Raw genomic sequence first — 20,866 nt, 5'->3', positions numbered from 1 at the left:
CACTATGGTCGAAACCGGTAACCCCTATCGTGATAATGTCTCTCGCCTGATCACCTGGGGGCATTGGTTCTCCTTCTTCAACATTATTCTGGCCATGCTCATCGCCACCCGTTATCTGGGTGCCATCAGCTGGCCATCGACCACGCTTGGCGTGATCTATCTCGTTGTAAGCTGGATTGGCCACTTCTCGTTTCTGAGTTTTGTCACCTACCTGTTGACGATCTTCCCGCTCAGCTTCGTGCTGCCCAAGGAGAAGTCGTTGCGGTTCATCTCCGCCATCATCGCCACCCTGGCGCTGGTGCTGCTGCTGATCGACACCCAGGTATTCCGGCTGTTCAAGTTCCACCTCAACAGTCAGGTATGGCAGTTGCTGCTGGATCAGGCGCAAACCGAAGAGGGCTCAATCTGGAGCATCATCTTCGTTGCCGTGCCCACCATCTTCCTGCTGCAACTGCTGCTGTCGGCCTATGTCTGGCGCAAGATCAACAAGCGCAAGCGCCGCCAGTACGGCAATCAGGTGGGGCTGGCCCTGCTGATCTGCTTTATTCTGACCCACGTGGTCAACAGCTGGGCGGATGCGACCCTCTATCAGCCCATCACCATGCAGAGAGCCAATTTCCCCCTCTCCTACCCCATGACGGCCCGCTCCTTCCTGGCCAAACATGGCTGGCTGGATCTGGATCAGTACGAGAAGCAGGCTGCTTCCCAGGGGGATAACAGCGACAGCCGGATGCATTACCCACTGCGCCCGCTCAACGTCAACGCCCCCCTGACTCACAACAATCTGCTGATTGTGGTGGTCGACTCATTGCGTTTTGACATGCTCAACAACATCAACATGCCCAATCTGCAGCGCTATGCGGATCAGCATCTGACGTTCCGCAATCACCTGAGTGGCGGCAACGACGACCTGATGGGCATGTTCAGCCTCTTCTACGGGTTGCCCGGTCACTACTACAAGGACATCAGCAGCGACAAGCGTCCACCGGTGCTGTTTGACGAGATGTTGCGTCAGGATTACCAGTTCGGGCTGTTCGGCGCGATGGAAGATGCCCAGAAGTATCGCAAGAGCATCCTCGCCGGTCTGCGCAAACAGGTGTTTGTCTCCGAGCAGAGTGACGATGGCAAGCTGCTGACCGACTGGCAACAGTGGCTGGAGAAGCGCTCTCCCGAGCGTCCCTGGTTCTCGCTGGTCTATCTCTCGAGCCCAGGCGACTACCAGTTGCCCGCCACCATGAAGGGGCCGTTCCAACCGGAGCTCGCCAACTTCAATCCGGCGACCGCCTATCGGGCGGAGAACCTGCAAAAACTGGAGAACCGCTACAAGAACTCGGTCTTCTATACCGACCAGTTGCTTGAGCAGATGCTGACCAAATTGCAGTCGCAGGGGATGGACAGCAACACCATCGTCGTCATCACCTCCAACCACGGTCAGGAGTTCAACGACACCCGCAGCAACAGCTGGGGCGCAGGCAGCAACTACTCACCCTATCAGGTGCAGGTACCGCTGGTACTGGCCTGGCCGGGGCGCGGCAGTGACGTTCGGGAACAACCGAGCAGCCATTTCGATCTGGCGCCGACCCTGATGCAGGGGATGCTGGGCGTGCGCAATCCGGCGCGTGATTACAGCGTTGGCCGCTCGCTGTTTGATACCAGCCCGCGCAACTGGCTGCTGGCCGGGGATCAGAACGACTTCGCCATCTATGAAGGGGAGACCATCACCCACTTCAACAAGCAGGGTGACTTCGAACTGCTGGAGCGCAACAGCTATCGCCCGATCAAGCACGGCACACCGGATATGGGCGCCATGATCCAGGTGATGAACGAGCTGAACCGCTTTTATCGCAACCAGTGAAGCGCCCGTTGATGGCTTGATACCATAAAAAACGCCCCGAATTCGGGGCGTTTTTCGTTGTATAGCCGGGCCACGTTCACGACAGTTAGCGACCCCACCCTTGCGGGTACTTGTAGCCGACGAAACGCTTGGCTGCATAGGCTTTGAAAGCCGCCGAGTTGTAGGCCGCCGCCACATCTTTGGCAAACGGCTGCTCCGCATCTGCGCTTTTCACCACCACCCAGTTGATGAAATCGTAGCTGCGCTCCAGAAACAGTCCTTCACTGAACGGGATACCGCTGGAGGCAGCAAAATTACCGTTGATCACCGAGAAGTCCACATCCTCCCGCGAGCGGGGCAACTGCGCGGCTTCCAGCAGTACCAGCTTGAGATTGTGCGGATTGTTCACCACATCAAACTCGCTCGCTTTTAGCGGGTTTATCCCCTCCTTGAGAGTGAGCCAACCAAGATCCTGCAGCATCAACAGCGCCCGCGCCTGATTGGTGGGATCGTTGGGGATGGCCACCGTGCTCCCCTCTTTCACCTTGTCGAGTGCTGCCAACTTGCCAGAATAAAGTCCCATCGGACCGGTTGGCACCTGGGTAATGGGCGCCAGCGACAAGCCGCGATCTTTGGCAAAACTCTCCAGATAGGGTTTGTGCTGGAAGCAGTTCACATCCAGTGATCCGTCAGCCAGAGCAATATTGGGGGTCACATAGTCGGTGAACTCCACCAGCTTGACCTTATACCCCTTGGCCTCCAGCTGCGGCTTGATGGAGTCGGTGACCATGTCGGCAAAATCCCCCACCGTAGTACCAATCACAATCTCCTGTTTGGTCGGCAAGGACGCATTGGCGGCAACCGCGGAAAAAGAGAGGCTCCCGACCGCTATCGCGGCAATAAAGGTGCTGACGCCAGCAGTGGCGCGCAAGGAAGCAGTAAAAAGAGAAGATAAGAAGGAACGAAACGGCATAGGGACTCCCTGTCAGGTACGCATCAAGCTATGGGACTGCGGCGGGGGTTGCCCCCAGAGGCAACGCCTCTCACATCGCGGCAATCCAGCCATCTAAACGGCCATGACGATTACCATAACAGAGCTATCCACCGCAGCCAAGCAATAAACAGCTGGCCCCCCCCCGCCATATCGCCCTTGCAGTGCCTGCCACCCGCCTATCCGCACTCACGTTGGCACACACAACCATGCCGCTCACGTTCAAGAGCGCACGACCTCCCCTCGGGATTGCCCCGAATCGAGATGGCTGCGGCGAAGGAGAGTCACGAGAGAGTGAATTACAGATAAAAAGATCAGTAGCGAGCGGTGAGAACCATTCTCAATAGAACACATAACCAGTGTCATTGGAATACCTACCACAAACTGAATCGGATTTCTTTGAACCTCATTGCGTTTTTTGAAAATGGCTCTTTTTGAACCCCTGTCACCCGTGTATAGATTTCCGTCGCACTCAGGATGAGTGCGATCCAAGATGGAGTTAAAAAAATAATGAAGCAAACATCGTTAGCACTGGCGATCACAGCACTGCTGTCGACCCTGCCCAGTGCGCTCGTTCAGGCAAATGAAGGTTGTGCGCCGCTCACCGGCAAGGAGAGCGGCATGGATATCGGACGCAGCAGCACCGAGCGCTGCCTGCCAGGAGCCAATCCCCTGCAGGATCAGCAGTGGTATCTGCTCAACAGCGGCCAGGATGGATTCAGCGCCCGTGGCGGTATAGCGGGCAATGATCTCAACCTCTGGTGGGCTCATCGCACAGGCGTGCTGGGCCAGGGGGTCAATGTGGCCGTGGTGGATGATGGTCTGGCCATCGCCCACCCGGATCTGGCGGAGAACGTGCGCCCGGGGTCGAGAAACGTGGTAACCGGCAGCGATGACCCGACACCGACCGATCCGGATACGGCCCACGGCACCTCGGTCTCCGGCATCATTGCGGCGGTAGACAACGCCATCGGTACCAAGGGGATTGCCCCGCGAGCCCAGTTGCAGGGGTTCAACCTGCTGGATGAGAACAGCCAGCAGTTGCAGAAAGATTGGCTCTACGCCCTTGGCGACAGCGATGCCAGCCGCGACAACCGGGTGTTCAACCAGAGCTACGGCATGAGTGTGGTGGATCCCCGCTCTGCCAACTCTCTGGATCAATCCCAGCTTGATCGCCTGTTTGAACAGCAGACCCTCAAGGCGCAGGGCGCGGCCTATATCAAGGCCGCCGGCAACGGCTTCAACAAGATAGCGGCGGGCGGCTATGTGCTTAACCGCACCGGCAATGGTCCCAAATTGCCGTTTGAAAACAGCAACCTCGATCCCTCCAACAGCAACTTCTGGAACCTGGTGGTGAGCGCGCTCAACGCCGATGGCGTCAGATCCTCCTACTCCAGCGTCGGCAGCAACATCTTCCTGAGCGCGACCGGCGGCGAATACGGTACCGACGCTCCGGCGATGGTGACCACGGATCTGCCCGGCTGCGACATGGGTTACAACCGCACCGACGATCCCAGCACCAACCGACTGCACGGCAACCCGCAACTGGATGCCAGCTGCGACTACAACGGTGTGATGAACGGCACCTCCTCCGCCACCCCCAGCACCTCCGGCGCCATGGCGCTGCTGATGTCCGCCTACCCGGATCTGTCGGTACGTGACCTGCGGGATCTGCTGGCGCGCAGCGCAACCCGGGTCGATGCCACACAGAAACCTGTGATGGTCAGCTACACCAGCAGCACCGGCAAGGTGCGTGATGTGAAAGGGCTGGAAGGGTGGGAGCGCAATGCCGCCGGCATGTGGTTCAGCCCGACTTACGGTTTCGGTCTGATCGACGTCAACAAGGCGCTTGAGCTGGCAGCCAATCACCAGCCCCTCCCCCCGCTGGTACAGCTGCCATGGCAGAAGATCAATGTCAGCGGCAGTGCCGCCGCCATTGCGGATGTGGGCAACAGCCCGACCAGCTCAACAACCCGCATCGCGACACCATTGACGGTAGAAGCGGTTCAGGTGATGGTGAGTCTGGATCATCAGCGTCTGCCCGATCTGCTGATCGAACTGGTCTCCCCCGCCGGCACCCGCAGCATCCTGCTGAGCCCCTTCAACAGCCTAGTCGGCCAATCTCTCGACCAGCAGCAACTGGGCTTTGTGCGAACCAAGGGATTGCGCGACATGCGGATGCTATCCAACAAGTTCTACGGCGAATCGGCGCAAGGCACATGGCGACTGGAAGTGACCGACGTTGCCAACGGTACCCGTCAGGTCTCTCTGCTCAATCGCGAGACCCGTGAGCGTACCACCCTGACCGAGCGCAACAATCGCCAACCGGGCAAGCTGATCTCATGGTCCCTGCGGGTCCTGGGTCACGATGCCAACCGCAGCTAACACGCTAGGAGTATTACCATGAACAAACCTGTTACCTTGCTTCTGGCAACCCTGCTGGCCCCCCTCTCGGGACAGCTCTGCGCCGAGGAGTCCGTCACCATGGATGGCAAGCAGTACAGCACCATAGAGGTGAACGGCCAGACCTACCTCATTCCTGACAACGGCAGCAAGAAGCGGGTCGCCCGCAGCCTTGACAGCAAGGTCCCGCAACAGACCCTGCGCCGCGGTGACGTGTTGATGCAAGGGGCCGCCAGCCCCGAGCTCACCGTCAGCGGCACCCTGCTGGTGGAAGCTGACGATGCCACCGCCAAGGCGCTGGCGACTCGCCACGGCTTGAACTTCAAGCAGAGCAGCGGCGGCATAGCCCTGCTGGAGGCCAAATCGGGCACCGATCTCAACGCCATCGCCACCAAGCTCAAGAGCGAAGGGGTGAATGTGCAGATCGAGCTGTCGGGGGCCGAACAGCAGCCGAAATAGGTCGCGACACACAGATAACAAAGGGGGCCATCATGGCCCCCTTTCTGCTGCTCATTTTGACAGTGACTTACTTGGCGCCATGCTGCTCCGCCAGATAGAGCCAGGTATCGACCACGGTATCGGGGTTGAGCGACACCGAGTCGATCCCCTGCTCCACCAGCCAGGCAGCGAAGTCCGGGTGATCGGATGGGCCCTGACCGCAGATCCCCACGTACTTGCCCGCCTTGCGCGCAGCCTGAATAGCCATCGCCAGCAGCGCCTTGACCGCCTCGTTACGCTCGTCGAACAGATGGGCGATGAGCCCGGAATCCCGATCCAGCCCAAGGGTGAGCTGGGTCATGTCGTTGGAACCGATGGAGAAGCCATCCACGTGCTCGAGGAACTTGTCTGCCAAGAGGGCGTTGCTCGGGATCTCGCACATCATGATCACCTTGAGCCCCCGCTCGCCGCGGCGCAGACCGTTCTCGGCCAGGATGTCGATCACCTGCTCCGCCTCGCCCACGGTACGCACGAAGGGGATCATCACCTCGACGTTGGTCAACCCCATCACATCGCGCACCCGCTTGATCGCCTCGCACTCGAGGGCAAAGCAGGGGCGGAAGCTGTCGGCAATGTAGCGGGACGCACCACGAAAACCGATCATCGGGTTCTCCTCGTGGGGCTCGTAGCCACGACCGCCCACCAGATTGGCGTACTCGTTGGACTTGAAGTCCGACATCCGCACGATCACCCGCTCCGGCCAGAACGCGGCCCCCAGAGTGGCGATCCCCTCGGTCAGCTTGGCCACGTAGAACTCCCGCGGGCTGTCGTAACCGGCGATCATCTTGCCGATGGTGGCCTTGAGCTCTGGGGTTTGCTGGTCAAACTCCAGCAGCGCCTTGGGGTGCACCCCGATCATCCGGTTGATGATGAATTCAAGGCGTGCCAGTCCTACCCCGGCATTGGGCAACTGGGCAAAGTCGAAAGCGCGGTCCGGGTTGCCGACGTTCATCATGATCTTGATGGGCAGGCGCGGCATATTGCCCACCTCGGTCACCGCCACGTCGAAGTCCAGCTCGCCGTCATAGATAAAACCGGTATCCCCTTCCGCGCAGGAGACGGTGATCCGCTGGCCCGGCTGAATATGATCGGTAGCGTTGCCACAGCCCACCACTGCCGGAATGCCCAGCTCGCGGGCGATAATGGCGGCGTGACAGGTGCGCCCCCCCCGGTTGGTGACGATGGCGGAGGCCCGCTTCATGATGGGCTCCCAGTCCGGGTCGGTCATGTCGGTCACCAGCACATCGCCGGGCTGCACTTCGTCCATCTGGCTGATGGAAGAGATGACCCGCGCCGGGCCCGCGCCAATCTTGTGGCCGATGGCTCGTCCCTCGATCAGCACCTTGCCCGCTTGCTTGAGGGCAAAACGCTCGAGGGTGTTGGCCTCCTGACGGCTGCGCACGGTTTCCGGGCGGGCCTGCACGATGTAGAGTTGGCCATCCTGACCATCCTTGGCCCACTCGATGTCCATCGGGCGGCCATAGTGCTGCTCGATGATGAGGGCCTGTTTCGCCAGCGCCATCACCTCCTCATCGCTGATGCAGAAGCGGCTGCGCTCGGCCTCATTGGTGTCGACAATCTTCACCTGGCGGCCGTGACCGGCATCGTCCGAGTAGGTCATCTTGATAAGCTTGGAGCCGAGGGTCTTGCGCACCACCGCCGGGCGCCCCCCCTTGAGGGTCGGCTTGTGCACATAGAATTCATCCGGGTTGACCGCGCCCTGCACCACCATCTCGCCAAGACCATGGGCGCCGGTGATAAAGACCACGTCGTTGAAACCGGACTCGGTATCCAGAGTAAACATGACGCCGGAGGCGGCGAGATCCGAGCGCACCATCCGCTGCACCCCGGCCGAGAGGGCAACACCCTTGTGGTCGTAGCCCTGATGCACCCGATAGGAGATGGCGCGATCGTTGAACAGGGAGGCAAACACATGCTTGACCGCCGTCATGACGGCATCGATGCCACGTACGTTGAGGAAGGTCTCCTGCTGACCGGCAAAGGAGGCGTCCGGCATATCCTCGGCGGTGGCGGAGGAGCGCACCGCAAACGAGGCCTCGACACCGGCACTCAACTTTTCATATGCAACCCGGATAGCCTGCTCCAGCTCGGGCTGGAACGGGGCTTCGATCACCCAGTCACGGATCTGCTGACCGGCCCGGTTGAGGGCGGCGATATCGTCCACGTCCAGATTGTCGAGCAGATGGTGGATCTTGCCGTTGAGGCCGCTTGACTCCAGAAACTCGTTAAACGCAAAGGCGGTGGTAGCAAAGCCCCCCGGCACGGATACGCCGGCGCCAGAGAGGTTGCTGATCATCTCGCCAAGGGATGCGTTCTTGCCGCCAACTCGTTCTACGTCCTGCATTCCGAGTTGTTCGTACCAGAGCACGTACTGTTGCACTTGGATGTCTCCAGGTTGGTGGGCACCGATGCCATAGCACCTCGTGCGCCCGATTTAATCGATGAGGTTATGGGTAAGTCAGGTGCGTTATTGTCTGTTTCTTTTGTTGCCAACGACCATGAAAACGTTTTCTACTGGTTTTCAAAAAAATCCCCGAGCAAGAGTTGGGGATGGTCGAATGACCGGAACATTCTACAATGGCGACACAAAAAGATAACGATTCAGGTTTGCAAGCCACTTCACAACTTGGGCACAGCAGGCCGGTTGACAAAACTGGTATGGTTTCGGGAGATACTTCTCACCCCTTACCCCATGCGACCCCACCCGCGGTATCACAGGAGCCCTACGTGCACACCGTATTTTATGTTTCAGACGGCACCGCCATCACCGCCGAAGTGTTCGGCCACGCGGTACTGAGCCAGTTTCCGCTGGCCTTCGAGCAGATCACTATCCCCTTTGTGGAGACACTGGAGAAAGCCCGTCAGGTACGGATGCGGATCGACGAGCAGTTCCGCCAGACCGGGGTACGCCCCATCCTGTTTCACACCATCGTCGACCCGCAGGTACGGGAAGAGGTGCTCAAATCGGAAGCGTGCGGCCACGACTTTCTCAACACCTTCGTCAGCCCGCTGGAGCAGGAGCTGGGGGTAAAAGCCGAGCCCCGCCTCCACCGCACCCACGGTATGGAGAACCGCAAGCTCTATGACGATCGCATCGAGGCGGTCAACTTCGCACTGGCCAACGACGATGGCATCACCACCAGGGAGTACGATGAGGCGGACATCATCCTGATCGGGGTCTCCCGCTGCGGCAAGACCCCCACCAGCCTCTATCTGGCGCTGCAGTTCGGCATTCGCGCCGCCAACTACCCCTTTATCGAGCAGGACATGGGGATGCTGGAGCTGCCGGCCCCCCTCAAGGCCAACCGTCACAAGCTGTTTGGCCTCACCATAGCGCCGCAGCGGCTGCACGAGATCCGTAACCAGCGCCGAGCCAACAGCCGCTACTCCTCCATCGAACAGTGCGAACAGGAGCTGGCCTGCGTGGAGAGGCTGTTTCGCCAGGAGGCGATCCGCTTCCTCGATACCAGCTCCCACTCGGTGGAGGAGATCAGCGCCAAGGTCCTCGAGGCAACCGGTCTGCGCCGCCAGCTCTGTTAAGCCAGCTTGACAGCTATCGGCATCAACAAAAGATAAAAATTACAGTGTCGCGGCGAAAGTCAGCTGTGGCGAACTGCAATCCACATAGATGACAGTGAAAAGCGTGGATAAAAAAGGGATAAGCACCACAAATGCTTATCCCTCTTCTTGTCGACCTTGCCGTTGTGCCCTTGTCACCTGCTGCCAGTTAGCCGCTATTCGATTCCGTTCTGCTGCGCTCGGCAAACAGCCTGCGTTAACTAACGATTGAGCTCAGGGTTGTTCATCAACCGGGCATAGAAGGCCAGCAAACCGTGGCGCTGGCGAACCCGCTCCGCCAGCCAGCCGCCAACGAGCGCCCCCGTCACCCCGCCAATCAGCAACAGCGACTGCCAGTAGTGCAGCAACTCCTGATCACCGAGTAACAGCCAACCCAGCAACATAATCGCGGCCACCAGCAACAACAGCGGACTGGCAGCAATCCCTAACCAGAGCGCCACCAACACTCCCCCGCCAACCCCTTGTTGCAGCACGCTTTCGCGCTCTCTGTACTCCAACTCCCTGCACTCTTCCTTGCACTCCCGCTTGTTTGGCATCATTTGCATCCATTTGTGGCTTGGCACCACAAAAGCACACCAACAAGACAAAATGTCAACAAAACAGAATTCAATTGCACAAACATCAACCAAAAACTACCAAGAAGCCTCTTCAAATCATGAAAAAGCTGCCTTTGGTACAAAATACGGCCATTAGAGATGGAAAATAGGTGCATTCATGGCGGATTATCACTATTCTGCTTCGGTTGCCAGCCAACACTAAAAATTGAAAATGGCATGTCGTAACGAAATAAATACAGCTTTCGTCAGGTTTTGGCTACGCACTGCGGCCTGCTCAGGATGAGCCCAACACCGACCAGAGACAACAGAGACGTAAGGACAGACCCATGGATTTGAAACAAGACGGTGAGGAGCTGAAACGCGGCCTTAAAAACCGCCACATTCAGTTGATTGCTTTGGGCGGCGCCATCGGCACCGGCCTCTTTCTGGGCATTGCCCAAACCATCAAGATGGCAGGCCCCTCAGTCCTGCTGGGTTATGCCATCGGCGGCTTTATCGCCTTCCTGATCATGCGCCAGCTCGGTGAAATGGTGGTGGAAGAGCCGGTAGCCGGCTCCTTCAGCCACTTTGCCTACAAATACTGGGGTGAGTTTGCCGGTTTCGCGTCCGGCTGGAACTACTGGGTGCTCTACGTGCTGGTGAGCATGGCCGAGCTGACCGCGGTGGGCATCTATGTCCAGTACTGGTGGCCCGAGATCCCGACCTGGATGTCGGCCGCCTTCTTCTTCGTGCTGATCAACGCCATCAATCTCTCCAACGTCAAAGCGTTTGGCGAAATGGAGTTCTGGTTCGCCATCATCAAGGTGGTCGCCATCATCGGCATGATTGGCTTTGGCGGCTATCTGCTCCTCTCCGGTGCCGGCGGACCCGAGGCGAGCGTCACCAACCTGTGGGCTCAGGGCGGTTTCTTCCCCAACGGCATCAGCGGTCTGGTGATGGCCATGGCGGTGATCATGTTCTCCTTCGGCGGTCTGGAGCTGGTGGGCATTACCGCCGCCGAAGCGGACAACCCCGAGAAGAGCATTCCCAAGGCCACCAATCAGGTGATCTACCGCATCCTAATCTTCTACATCGGTGCTCTGGCTATCCTGATGTCCCTCTACCCTTGGGGTAAAGTGGTGGAAGGCGGCAGCCCGTTCGTGATGATTTTCCACGCTCTGGACAGCAATCTGGTCGCCACCGTACTCAACATCGTGGTGCTGACGGCGGCACTGTCGGTCTACAACAGCTGCGTCTACTGCAACAGCCGGATGCTGTTCGGTCTGGCCAAACAGGGCAACGGCCCGAAAGCCCTGCTCAAGACCAACAAGAGCGGCGTGCCACTGGTTGCCCTCTCGGTCTCGGCCATCGCCACCCTGCTCTGCGTGCTGATCAACTACCTGATGCCGGGCAAGGCGTTCGGCCTGCTGATGGCGCTGGTGGTCTCCGCACTGGTGATCAACTGGGCGATGATCAGCCTCGCGCACCTCAAGTTCCGCAAGGCCAAGGTCGCAGAAGGCGTCCAGCCCAAGTTCAAGGCGTTCTGGTATCCCTTCGGCAACTACCTCTGCCTCGCGTTCATGGCTGGTATCCTGGTGATCATGTACATGACCCCCGATTTCCGCATCTCAGTCGAACTGATCCCCGCCTGGCTGGTGGTACTGGGCATTGGCTTTGTCATCAAGCGCAAAGGACAAGCCCAAAGCAAGGTCGCAGCCAATCTGGGTTAATGCCCGCAGCTGAGAAAAACAATGCAAAACGCCGATCGCATGATCGGCGTTTGTCTATTCCGTATGGCAATCTGCAACCGGCGTTACAGATATTGCCCGACGATGGGGAGCAGATCCTCGACGTCACGGGCGATATGGTCGGGTTGGTGTTCCCAGCGCTCCGGGGTCGCGCGGCTATAGGCGACAGCCACCGAGATCACACGGCTCTGCTCGCCAAGCGCCGCTTGCAAATGACGGGCAAACTGCACATCTGCTTCATGGTCACCGATATAGATCAGCGACTGGCACCTGGCTGGGCCGAAGATAGACTCCAGACATTTGAGGCCACCGTAAGGATGGGGTTTTTGCTGCTGTCCGGGCACGTCATCATAGCCGATCACAGCCTTGAACAAGCTGTTCACGCCATGCTGCTCCAGTACCCGGCGAATGTTCTTTTGGGAGTTCTGCGAACAAATTCCGTGGGGAATGGCAGAGAAATGGTCAATCACCGCCTCCAGCCCCGCAAAAAAACGCACCTCGGTCCGGTTCATCTCCTGATGCTTGGCCCACAGACTGCCAGCCAGCACCATCTCGTCCCGCGACAAACCGTAGTAATCCATATAGAGCGCCTGCCAGTTTTTGGCGGCGTGATTGACATGGTGATACTCCGCTTCGCTGCGCAGATAGCGCGGCAGATACTCTCCGGTCAGATGGGGGGCGACCTCAGCCAGGATCTGCTTGGTGATATCGATATTCTTCGGCACCGAATTGACCAGAGTACCGTCATAATCCCATAAAATCGCATCCAACTTCATTGCGTTACCTGTCTCGCTGCACAGCCATAAGTCACGCCATGTTACTTGGCTTGCCTCTCCTCGCCAAACCGCGCTGTAAAAATGTGAGACCCATCCCGTCCCCACGCAGTAGCACAAGAGTTAATGTGCAACAACACAATAAATGAACATCCTCTGCCATACTCAGACGAAGTATTCCGTTACGCCGAAACCGGAGTCTGATCATGGTAACCAGCTCGCTTCACACCACAGATACCGAGGTTGAATTTGCCGACGATATCCAGTTGGTATCGACGACCGATCTCAAAGGGGACATTACCTACGCCAATCCGGCGTTTTGTCAGGTGGCAGGCTATCGCCTGGAAGAGATGTTGGGGCAACATCACAATCTGGTGCGCCACCCCGACATGCCCAAGGCAGCGTTTGCCGATCTCTGGGCCCACCTGCAGGCGGGCAAACCATGGCGGGGCATGGTAAAAAACCGCTGCAAAGATGGTCGCTATTATTGGGTTGATGCCTATGTCACCCCGATTTATGAAGATGGCAAGATGGTGGGTTACCAATCCGTCCGCTGCCGCCCCGCCGCAGAGCACAAAGCGCGTGCCAGCCAGATGTACAAAACCCTTAAAGCCCGTGAAACCGGCTCTGCCATTCACATGGGCCTGCGTCAACTCACGCCGGCCATGATGACCATCCCCCTGCTGCTCGTCAGCGTGATCAGCGCGCTCTGGCTGATCTCACCGCTGCAGGCGCTCTGGGTAATCATACCCCTCTTGGCAACAATCTGGTTCAATCGCCACCCTCTCTTCCTAACGCCGCGATTCTTGCAGCAGCTCGAGCAGGATTACGACAGCATCAGCCGCCTTATCTTCTCGGGGGATGCCCCCCACAGCATCGCCGATTTCCATATCAAACTCGGGCAAGCGAAGATCCGTACCGTACTCGGCCGGGTGGATGACACCACGGCTTCGCTCAATGCCATGGCCAATGACCTGCGCGGCTCCGCCTCGCTGGCCAGCCAGGATATCTCTTCGCAAGACACGCAGATCCAGCAGATTGCCACCGCCGTCACCCAGATGGCCTCGGCCGCCGAGGAGATCAACCGCAATATTCAAGACAGCAACAGCCAGATCGAAGAGGCCCGCAGCCACTGCATCACCACCAGCACCCAGCTTTCGGAAGCAGGAGAAGAGATGTCGGCGCTGGCCACCCAGGCAGAGCAGGCCTTCCAGTCAGCCGTTGAGCTGGCGAGCGAATCCGAGCGGATCGGCACCATCATGAGCGAAATTCGCGGCATTGCAGATCAAACCAACCTGCTGGCGCTTAATGCCTCCATCGAAGCCGCACGGGCAGGCGATCAGGGGCGCGGCTTTGCAGTGGTGGCGGACGAGGTTCGCAGCCTGTCGACCAGAACCCACAAGGCGACAGAGCAGATCCAGAACAGCATTGGCCATATCCAGCAAACCCTGGGGGGATGGAAAGAGATGATGCATCTCAATGTGACCAGAACCAACGCCTGCCTCGCCACTACCCGGGCAAGTACCGGCAACCTGAATCAGGTTGTGGTCGAGATAGACAAGGTCTCTGATTTTTCCAACCAGATCACCGCCGCGGCCACCGAGCAACAAGCGGTCATCGAGGAGATCAGTCGCAATATCAACCAGATATCCTCGCTCTCTCACGATAACAGTCTCAAAATCGATCAAGTGAGTGAAACCAGTGCCAACTTGCAGAGCAAAGCGAGCCAGCTCAAGGACTTAAGCCGGACGTTCGGATAGCAGCATGCAGATAAAGTCCATGTAAACGAAGGGCCACCCGTCTGGGTGGCCCTGTTGTTTATACGGCTTAACTGTTGCACCTAAACTGATCACAACCATTTAAGTTGGAAACTCTCTGGTCAAAAAATTCAATATCTTAGCGATTCCCAATATGACAATTAAGTTGGAAACTCAATAGCAATCCTCCACCAGCTCAACGAACAAGCAGGACATTGAAGTTGGAAACCGAGCACTGCATGGCGTGATACAGTTTGTGAAATTTTATTACAAATAAGGGCGGTCGTTTAACGTAACCGCCCCTTATGTACAGTGCTCTTACTGATCGCCCTGTCGGTTACGACTGGGATGAGTGCTGCTGAATATAGCGGTCGGCCAGCGCCTGCGCCTCTGCCAGTTCGGCTAGTGTTAATTGTTTGGCAGCACGATCGCGGGACTTAACAGCCTTGTCGCCATAACCGCTGGCCGCAGCGACCGAGAACCAGGCATATGCCTGCTTGACGTCCTGTGGCACCCCTTGGGCATGGTAATACATCACCCCTAGGTTGAATTGCGCTTCGGCATACCCTTGCTCAGCCGCCTTACAGTACCAAACCAAGGCTTGGGCATCGTCCTGCACCACTCCTTGGCCATTGGCGTACGACACACCAAGGTTGTACTGCGCATCGGCATATCCTTGCTCGGCCGCCTTGCGGTACCAAGCCACGGCCTGGGTATAGTCCTGCGCCACCCCTCGACCATTGTCGTACGACACTCCAAGGTTATACTGCGCACTGGCATTACCTTGCTCGGCGGCCTTGCGGTACCAGGCCACGGCCTGGGCATCGTCCTGTGGCATCCCTTGGCCCTCGTCGTACATCACGCCAAGATTGAACTGCGCATCAGCATCTCCTTGCTCGGCGGCCTTGCGATACCAGGCTGCGGCCTGGGCATAGTTCTGTGGTACCCCTTGGCCCTCATCGTACATCATGCCGAGGTTGTACTGCGCAATGGCATGCCCTTGCTCGGCCGCCTTGCGGTACCAGACTACGGCCAGAGCATCATCCTGCTCCACCCCTTGACCCTCATTGTACATCCAGCCGAGCTTTGCCTGCGCCATGGCAGCCCCTTGTTCAGCCATCTCAATGATTATTTCCCGTGCACCATCATGCCCATTTTTGGCTATTTCCCCGAGAGCGTTTAGGGCATGGGTATTACCTTGCTTTACCATCTTATAGATGGCGTCCAATGCATTGGCATTGCCTTGCTCGAACGCCTTGTGGTACCAGACGACCGCCTTCTTGTCATTCTGTATCACCCCTCGACCATCATCGTACATTCTGGCAAGGTGGTACTGCGCCTCCGCATGGCCTTGCTCGGCAGCCTTGCGGTACCAGGCTGCCGCCTGCTTGTCATTCTGAACTATCCCTCGGCCATAGGAGTACATCGTACCGAGTAGGAACCGCGCCTCCGCATGACCTTTCTCGGCTGCCTTTCGGTACCAGGCCGCTGCCTGTTTGTCATCCTGTGTAACCCCTCGGCCCGTGGCGTATATTCCGCCGAGTAGAAACTGTGCCTCCACATGAGCTCGCTCGGCCGCTTTGTGATACCAGAGCGCCGCCTCCTTGTCATTCTGGGCGATCCCTCGGCCATAGGTGTACATAATACCGAGTAGGAACCGTGCCTCCACATGGCCTTGCTCGGCCGCCTTGCTGTACCAGGTCACAGCCTGCTGGCCATCCTGTGCTACCCCTCGGCCCTCAGAGTACATCCTGGCTAGGTCGCACTGTGCCTCAGCATGGTCTTGCTTGGCTGCCTTGCTGTACCAGGCCACAGCTTGCTCATGATCCTGCGCCACCCCTTCGCCATTGGCGTACATCCCGGCGAGGTTGTACTGCGCCTCTGCATGATCTTGCTCAGCCGCCTTACGGTACCAAGCCACGGCCTGGGTATCGTCCTGCGCCACCCCTTGGCCATTAGCGTACATCACGCCGAGGTTGTTCTGCGCACCAGCATGCCCATGCTCTACCGCCTTGTGGTACCAGACTATCGCTTGTTTATAATCCCTATTAACCCCGTTGCCCTCATCGTACATCCTAGCTAGGCAGTACTGCGCTTCCACATGACCTTGCTCGGCCGCTTTACGGTACCAGGCCCACGCCAGCGTGTGATTCTGAGCTATCCCTCGGCCATTGGTGTACATCATGCCGAGCTTAAATTGAGCTTTTACATGGCCTCGTTCGGCCGCCTCGTGGTACCACGCCGCAGCTTGTCTGTCATCCTGTGCAACCCCTCGGCCAGTGTCGTACATCCAGCCAAGTAGGAACGGCGCCTCCACATGACCTTGCTCGGCAGCCTTGCTGTACCAGGTCACTGCCTGCTGAAAATCCAGTGCAACCCCTTGGCCAGTGGCATACATTCCGCCGAGTTGAAATTGAACCTCCATATGCCCTTGTTCAGCCATCTCGATAATTATTTTTTGTGCACCATCATTCCCAGCTTTGGCCATTTCGCTAAGAATGTTCAAAGCATGGGTATTACCTTGTTTTACCATCTTATCGATTGCGTTAAACGCCATGGCATTGCCTTGCTCGGCCGCTTTGCGATACCAAAAAATGGCCTGTTCATCATTCTCTTCCACCCCATTACCTCTAAAATACATTTCTGCGAGTCGTAATTGCGCATACGCATGCCCTTGGCTTGCCGCTTTTAGCAGCCAATTGAAAACCCATTGTGCGCGGCTATTTTGTATAGAACTATTATCCCAATACATCATGCCGCGAACATACTGTGCCTCTGCATGGCCTTGCTCAGCCATCACAGTGATGATTTCATGTGCCCCCTTATGTCCATTTTTTGCTATATTGCAGAGAGCACTAAAGGCATGGTGATCACCTTGCTTTGCCGTCTTAACGATTATTTCCAATGCATCAGCATTGCCTTGCATGGCAGCCTTGCAGAACCATGCCAAGGCTTCATGAGCATCTTGTTTCACTACATGACCAAGACTATACATTTGGCCGAGACGGTATTGTGCTTTGGCATTTTCTCGCTTGGCTGCTTCGATATACCAAGTCATGGCTTGATCATTATCTTGTGCTGCACCTTGGCCAAGTTCGTACATCTCGCCTAATGCGCACATCGCATTGGTATTTCCTTGACTAGCCGATTTATGATACCAAGCCTCTGCGTGCTCATCATTTTGTGCTACCCCATGGCCATATTTGTACATCTCACCAAGTCGGAACTGCGCTCCAGCGATCCCTTGATCGGCAGCTTTTCGGTACCATGTTACGGCTTGTTCATAATTTTGCTCCGTCCCTTGGCCACGGCTATACATCCGGCCTAAGGCGTATTGTGCATCAGCATGGCCTTGATCGGCAGCCTTACTGTACCAATCCACGGCTCGTTCATACTCTTGTTTAAGATCGTGAGCTAGCATCACCGTACTTCCGAGATAAAACCCCATACCGCTATGCCATTGCTCGTGCAATTTCCCGAGGCGATACTGCGCATCAGCATACCCATTGATGGCTGCCTTGCGGTACCATGCTAAAGCTTGCTCATAATCTCTTTCTTCCCCATTTTCGTATATCTCCCCCAATGCGAACTGAGCACTGGCAACACCTAACTCAGCTTCTAGCTCTAATTTTCCCAGATCCATATTCATCTATTTTATCCTTGTAAATATTTAACACTGGGCCACCCACACAATCGACCACATATTCACATCTTATATTTTAAAATCACACTACGCCATAAAATGGTTGCTCGCTAGCAAGAATGTAAAAGTAATAAAAATATTTTACGTGATTTACATCACAATACAAAATGTAGTAGTTCAATAATTTTGGTAATGTTTGTAGATCGAGTTAACTATGCTACGCCAATAGATATACCACTCAACATCAGTAGCAAACTCCAATCCATTAGTTGACTCCATGAGTTTCCTGAGCGGTGGTCCAGGCAGTTTTGATTTCTCGCCAACGAACAACGCACTGAGGGGTAATTGATTAGCAGTAATGTCGATATGATATCGAGTACATAGCTCTGTACTAAGTTCCCGACGGAGTTGGTTAAGTTTGATCTCGTCATTTATTTTTACTTCAATGTAAGGAGGGTGTTCGTTCTCCACACCTAGGAATATATTTCTCACCACGGTGTTTAAATTAACTAGCGTACCGCTCTTCGCGGCATGATTTAAAGTGGCGTAAAGTACACATGGTTTCAACATTTCATATCCTTTAGGAGTAATTTTTTCGTAAAAAATATCCGGGGATATCCCCAATCATTAAAAACTCTTTACCCAGCAAACTAAATACTAGAGATAAAAACACAGGATTTTATTAATTGAATAATGCAATTAAATAACATCGCCAATGCTAACAAAAGCAACAATTGTGCTGATAATGCAGGATGATTAATTAGAGACTTGCGATCATTCCAATCTTTAATATAAGACATCTCGTCACGAGCTAGTTATAGTAGTAACTCCACAGGCAAAGACAGGATCTCCGTTACGGCTCGTCGGACACACTCATCCTTATCACTTGCCAGTTTGAGCAGAACCTGAGTTGGCAACATGGGGTTGTAGATAAGGGCCTTGCGAACATATTTATCCTCATCAGACGCCAGCTCTGCCATCAGCTCTACAGGCAGTCTAAGATTGCTAGCTGCTGCCATACGAATTAGCGGTCTGTCATCAGACACCAAGCTGGCTAACTCATCGGATGGCAGGGAATGGTTGCTCGCTACCGCAGCCAAGATTCTAACTTCATCATGCCTTGCCAAGCTCAATATCCGAGCCAACAAACTAGGCGGGATCATGGGATTACAGGCAACTCCAGCGCGAACCTCTTCCTCTGTATCACGAGCCAGCGTATCCAGCACGGTTGGCGGAGTATTAGGATTGCTGGCAACGCCACGACGAACATGCTTATCCACATCACAACCTAACATAGCTAGTGCCTTGGTCGGAGTTGAGCAATTCCTTGCCACAGTAGCGCGGGTTACTACATTTTTGTGTCTTGCGAGTGCTATGAGCATATCGGCTGGGAGGGCTGGGTTACTAGATGCAACCCCGCTTATCTCGTCATCATCGTCACTCGCTAGCTCAATGAGCACTTCGATTGGAGTCGCAGGATTGAGAGCTAGATAGTAGCGAACTTCCAACTCTTCATCAGTCGCCAACACAACCAACACCTCAGAAGCTGTTGTCGGGTCTCGGGCCATATTAGAGCGTTCGTAAACAGAGAGATTATTCAGAAAAAGCATATCTACCTCCTCATTTTTAGAAATTAACGTGTACATTTATAATCAACAAAATGAAGTCGACTTTGTCTAGTACGATTTTCGTCAACTGGTGTGTCTGTCAGAAAGCCCAAGTGTAGCGGTCACTTGGGGCTGGGGAAGTTGTGACATGATGGCGGATTGGGGAAACAACACCGATTGAAAGTTGATGCCTGTTTACAGGTGTGTAGGGCCTCGAATAGGTTGATTCGATTCGCAGCAATAGTGGCCTTAAAGGAAACATATTGAGTGAATATTGGTTTCCATATGGGGGTCAGCCTGCTGATTTGTGCTCGAGCCTAATGATAAATGATGGTTATAATTGGTCGGCAAGATCATAACAGACTGATTTTAATGGTGTTTTTTTGTTGTGTCAATTTTGTAGCCAACGGCTTGCGAAATGCCCCAAACTAGATGATGACCCAATGAACTCCTGAGTGATGATTCGCATTGGGCTGCCATCAACAACCCCCAGACGGAGACGGAGGCGCAGACTCATCATGACTCATGTAGAGCAATCTCCCACAACCAGCAATCTATCTGTTCTAGAGTCGCTCGGTCTACCACGTAACTGGCTAGCAGCCCATCAGCACATAGTGTCTGGTGTATCTCCTGAGATCGTCGTCAAACTGAGCTCGCTATTGGGGTCTAATACCCGAACAATTTGCCAGATGATTGGCATTAGCCGAGACACACTGAATCGCCAAATCAAACGGGGCAATCGCTTATCGACAGCTCAGGGAGATCGCGTTTACTGGGCAGCCTTAGCAGTGGACGCAGCCATATCCCTACACCGGGGAGATACTGCTAAAACGATGAGATGGCTCACCCGCTCTGCGTGGGGATTAGGTGGTGAAAAACCGGCCGATGTGATTACTACGCCTATGGGAGCGCAGGCAGTTATCGATCTTGTCGGCCGGATTAGGCATGGCATCCCCTGTTGATTAACAGTTCATACGTGACCATAAAGCACCAACAATAGGCTCATTTGATGAGCCGATCACCCCGACCAATCGGCTCATTTGATGAGCCGATCACCTCGACCAATCGGCTCACTTGATGAGCCGATGACCTCGACCAATCGACTCACTTGATGAGCTGATCAACACAACCACTCAAATCGTGGTTAGATAAGCTCTCGATTGCCTTCAATTTTCCCAAATTGATCAGGGTCTGCGGGTTGATAATCATCCGAAAACATATTCATCAACCGATACTCCTGTCTCAGGTTGGCCAGCGCCCCAAAAAAGCAGCCTTCACATAGGTGTACCTGATATCGTTCACCATCGTGCTGCGAACCATAACCCCAGCAAGCTTCCAGCGTGCCGAATTCCTGCGTACCGAGCGATTTAGTAGTACTAGCACCACAGACATCGCACAAAATATCGACGACCTGTGTGGTAGGAACGATTGCTTCGACCTTCATGGCAATACTCCTCGTTGTGATGCCTGATATCA

The 20,866-nt window shown here is 55.6% G+C and carries 14 protein-coding genes; 7 read left to right on the top strand and 7 right to left on the bottom strand.

Annotated features, from left to right (window positions below; all coding sequences use genetic code 11):
- Positions 1–4: 4 nt before the first annotated feature.
- Positions 5–1,855 (top strand): DUF3413 domain-containing protein, encoded by a 1,851-nt coding sequence (locus tag VF684_RS15330; protein ID WP_042053125.1) that lies wholly within the window; start codon positions 5–7, stop codon positions 1,853–1,855.
- A gap of 85 nt (positions 1,856–1,940) precedes the next feature.
- Here VF684_RS15330 and VF684_RS15325 read toward each other — a convergent pair whose 3' ends face one another.
- Complete coding sequence (locus VF684_RS15325) at positions 1,941–2,807, bottom strand: MetQ/NlpA family ABC transporter substrate-binding protein (protein WP_234829644.1); 867 nt, start codon at positions 2,805–2,807, stop codon at positions 1,941–1,943.
- 528 nt (positions 2,808–3,335) lie between these two features.
- On the opposite strand from VF684_RS15325, the gene asp reads away from it, so the two are divergent.
- Both asp and VF684_RS15315 read left to right on the top strand, forming a co-directional pair.
- A complete protein-coding gene (asp, locus tag VF684_RS15320) occupies positions 3,336–5,210 on the top strand; it encodes a serine protease Asp (protein ID WP_118853683.1) in 1,875 nt (624 codons plus the stop codon).
- Between the two features lie 18 nt (positions 5,211–5,228).
- Positions 5,229–5,687, top strand: coding sequence for a serine protease chaperone (locus VF684_RS15315; RefSeq protein WP_107684434.1), 459 nt, complete (start codon positions 5,229–5,231; stop codon positions 5,685–5,687).
- A 67-nt stretch (positions 5,688–5,754) separates the two neighbouring features.
- Here VF684_RS15315 and ppsA read toward each other — a convergent pair whose 3' ends face one another.
- Positions 5,755–8,127 carry a phosphoenolpyruvate synthase gene (gene ppsA / locus VF684_RS15310; protein ID WP_118853682.1) on the bottom strand — a complete coding sequence of 791 codons (2,373 nt, stop codon included), beginning with the start codon at positions 8,125–8,127 and terminating at the stop codon, positions 5,755–5,757.
- Positions 8,128–8,474: 347 nt separating this feature from the next.
- Between ppsA and ppsR the strand changes: the two genes are divergently transcribed.
- Positions 8,475–9,287 carry a posphoenolpyruvate synthetase regulatory kinase/phosphorylase PpsR gene (ppsR, locus tag VF684_RS15305; protein WP_118853681.1) on the top strand — a complete coding sequence of 271 codons (813 nt, stop codon included), beginning with the start codon at positions 8,475–8,477 and terminating at the stop codon, positions 9,285–9,287.
- Between the two features lie 239 nt (positions 9,288–9,526).
- Here the strand turns inward: ppsR and VF684_RS15300 are convergent, their stop codons facing one another.
- A complete protein-coding gene (locus VF684_RS15300; protein WP_234829643.1) occupies positions 9,527–9,865 on the bottom strand; it encodes a hypothetical protein in 339 nt (112 codons plus the stop codon).
- 344 nt (positions 9,866–10,209) lie between these two features.
- On the opposite strand from VF684_RS15300, the gene VF684_RS15295 reads away from it, so the two are divergent.
- Positions 10,210–11,592, top strand: coding sequence for an amino acid permease (locus tag VF684_RS15295; RefSeq protein ID WP_005352966.1), 1,383 nt, complete (start codon positions 10,210–10,212; stop codon positions 11,590–11,592).
- An 83-nt stretch (positions 11,593–11,675) separates the two neighbouring features.
- On the opposite strand, the gene VF684_RS15290 is transcribed toward VF684_RS15295, so the two are convergent.
- Positions 11,676–12,386, bottom strand: coding sequence for an HAD family hydrolase (locus tag VF684_RS15290; protein WP_107684437.1), 711 nt, complete (start codon positions 12,384–12,386; stop codon positions 11,676–11,678).
- A gap of 203 nt (positions 12,387–12,589) precedes the next feature.
- Between VF684_RS15290 and VF684_RS15285 the strand changes: the two genes are divergently transcribed.
- The gene (locus VF684_RS15285; RefSeq protein WP_100645568.1) at positions 12,590–14,143 is read left to right on the top strand and encodes a methyl-accepting chemotaxis protein; all 1,554 of its coding nucleotides are present in this window, start codon (positions 12,590–12,592) and stop codon (positions 14,141–14,143) included.
- 334 nt (positions 14,144–14,477) lie between these two features.
- Here VF684_RS15285 and VF684_RS15280 read toward each other — a convergent pair whose 3' ends face one another.
- Complete coding sequence (locus VF684_RS15280) at positions 14,478–17,789, bottom strand: SEL1-like repeat protein (RefSeq protein WP_440174332.1); 3,312 nt, start codon at positions 17,787–17,789, stop codon at positions 14,478–14,480.
- Positions 17,790–18,598: 809 nt separating this feature from the next.
- Positions 18,599–19,429: a hypothetical protein gene (locus VF684_RS15275; RefSeq protein ID WP_107684439.1), complete on the bottom strand. Its 831-nt coding sequence runs from the start codon at positions 19,427–19,429 to the stop codon at positions 18,599–18,601.
- A gap of 419 nt (positions 19,430–19,848) precedes the next feature.
- On the opposite strand from VF684_RS15275, the gene VF684_RS15270 reads away from it, so the two are divergent.
- A complete protein-coding gene (locus VF684_RS15270) occupies positions 19,849–20,352 on the top strand; it encodes an antitoxin Xre/MbcA/ParS toxin-binding domain-containing protein (RefSeq protein WP_337464701.1) in 504 nt (167 codons plus the stop codon).
- 182 nt (positions 20,353–20,534) lie between these two features.
- Here VF684_RS15270 and VF684_RS15265 read toward each other — a convergent pair whose 3' ends face one another.
- Positions 20,535–20,834, bottom strand: a complete 300-nt coding sequence (locus tag VF684_RS15265; protein WP_017784509.1) for a hypothetical protein — start codon at positions 20,832–20,834, stop codon at positions 20,535–20,537.
- Positions 20,835–20,866 lie beyond the last annotated feature (32 nt).

This window comes from Aeromonas sp. Lyrl_2, assembly GCF_051948815.1.
GTDB classification, from domain to species: domain Bacteria; phylum Pseudomonadota; class Gammaproteobacteria; order Enterobacterales; family Aeromonadaceae; genus Aeromonas; species Aeromonas veronii.
Note: the sequence above shows the minus strand (reverse complement) of the source record. Positions and strands in the feature narration are given on the sequence as shown.

Bases quoted from the DNA above. Each gene is read 5' to 3' on its own strand.
- VF684_RS15330 (WP_042053125.1), top strand. From the start codon at position 5: ATGGTCGAAACCGGTAACCCCTATCGTGATAATGTCTCTCGCCTGATC.
- VF684_RS15325 (WP_234829644.1), bottom strand. From the start codon at position 2,807: ATGCCGTTTCGTTCCTTCTTATCTTCTCTTTTTACTGCTTCCTTGCGC.
- asp (WP_118853683.1), top strand. From the start codon at position 3,336: ATGAAGCAAACATCGTTAGCACTGGCGATCACAGCACTGCTGTCGACC.
- VF684_RS15315 (WP_107684434.1), top strand. From the start codon at position 5,229: ATGAACAAACCTGTTACCTTGCTTCTGGCAACCCTGCTGGCCCCCCTC.
- VF684_RS15300 (WP_234829643.1), bottom strand. From the start codon at position 9,865: ATGATGCCAAACAAGCGGGAGTGCAAGGAAGAGTGCAGGGAGTTGGAG.
- VF684_RS15295 (WP_005352966.1), top strand. From the start codon at position 10,210: ATGGATTTGAAACAAGACGGTGAGGAGCTGAAACGCGGCCTTAAAAAC.
- VF684_RS15290 (WP_107684437.1), bottom strand. From the start codon at position 12,386: ATGAAGTTGGATGCGATTTTATGGGATTATGACGGTACTCTGGTCAAT.
- VF684_RS15285 (WP_100645568.1), top strand. From the start codon at position 12,590: ATGGTAACCAGCTCGCTTCACACCACAGATACCGAGGTTGAATTTGCC.
- VF684_RS15280 (WP_440174332.1), bottom strand. From the start codon at position 17,789: ATGAATATGGATCTGGGAAAATTAGAGCTAGAAGCTGAGTTAGGTGTT.
- VF684_RS15275 (WP_107684439.1), bottom strand. From the start codon at position 19,429: ATGTACACGTTAATTTCTAAAAATGAGGAGGTAGATATGCTTTTTCTG.
- VF684_RS15270 (WP_337464701.1), top strand. From the start codon at position 19,849: ATGATTCGCATTGGGCTGCCATCAACAACCCCCAGACGGAGACGGAGG.
- VF684_RS15265 (WP_017784509.1), bottom strand. From the start codon at position 20,834: ATGAAGGTCGAAGCAATCGTTCCTACCACACAGGTCGTCGATATTTTG.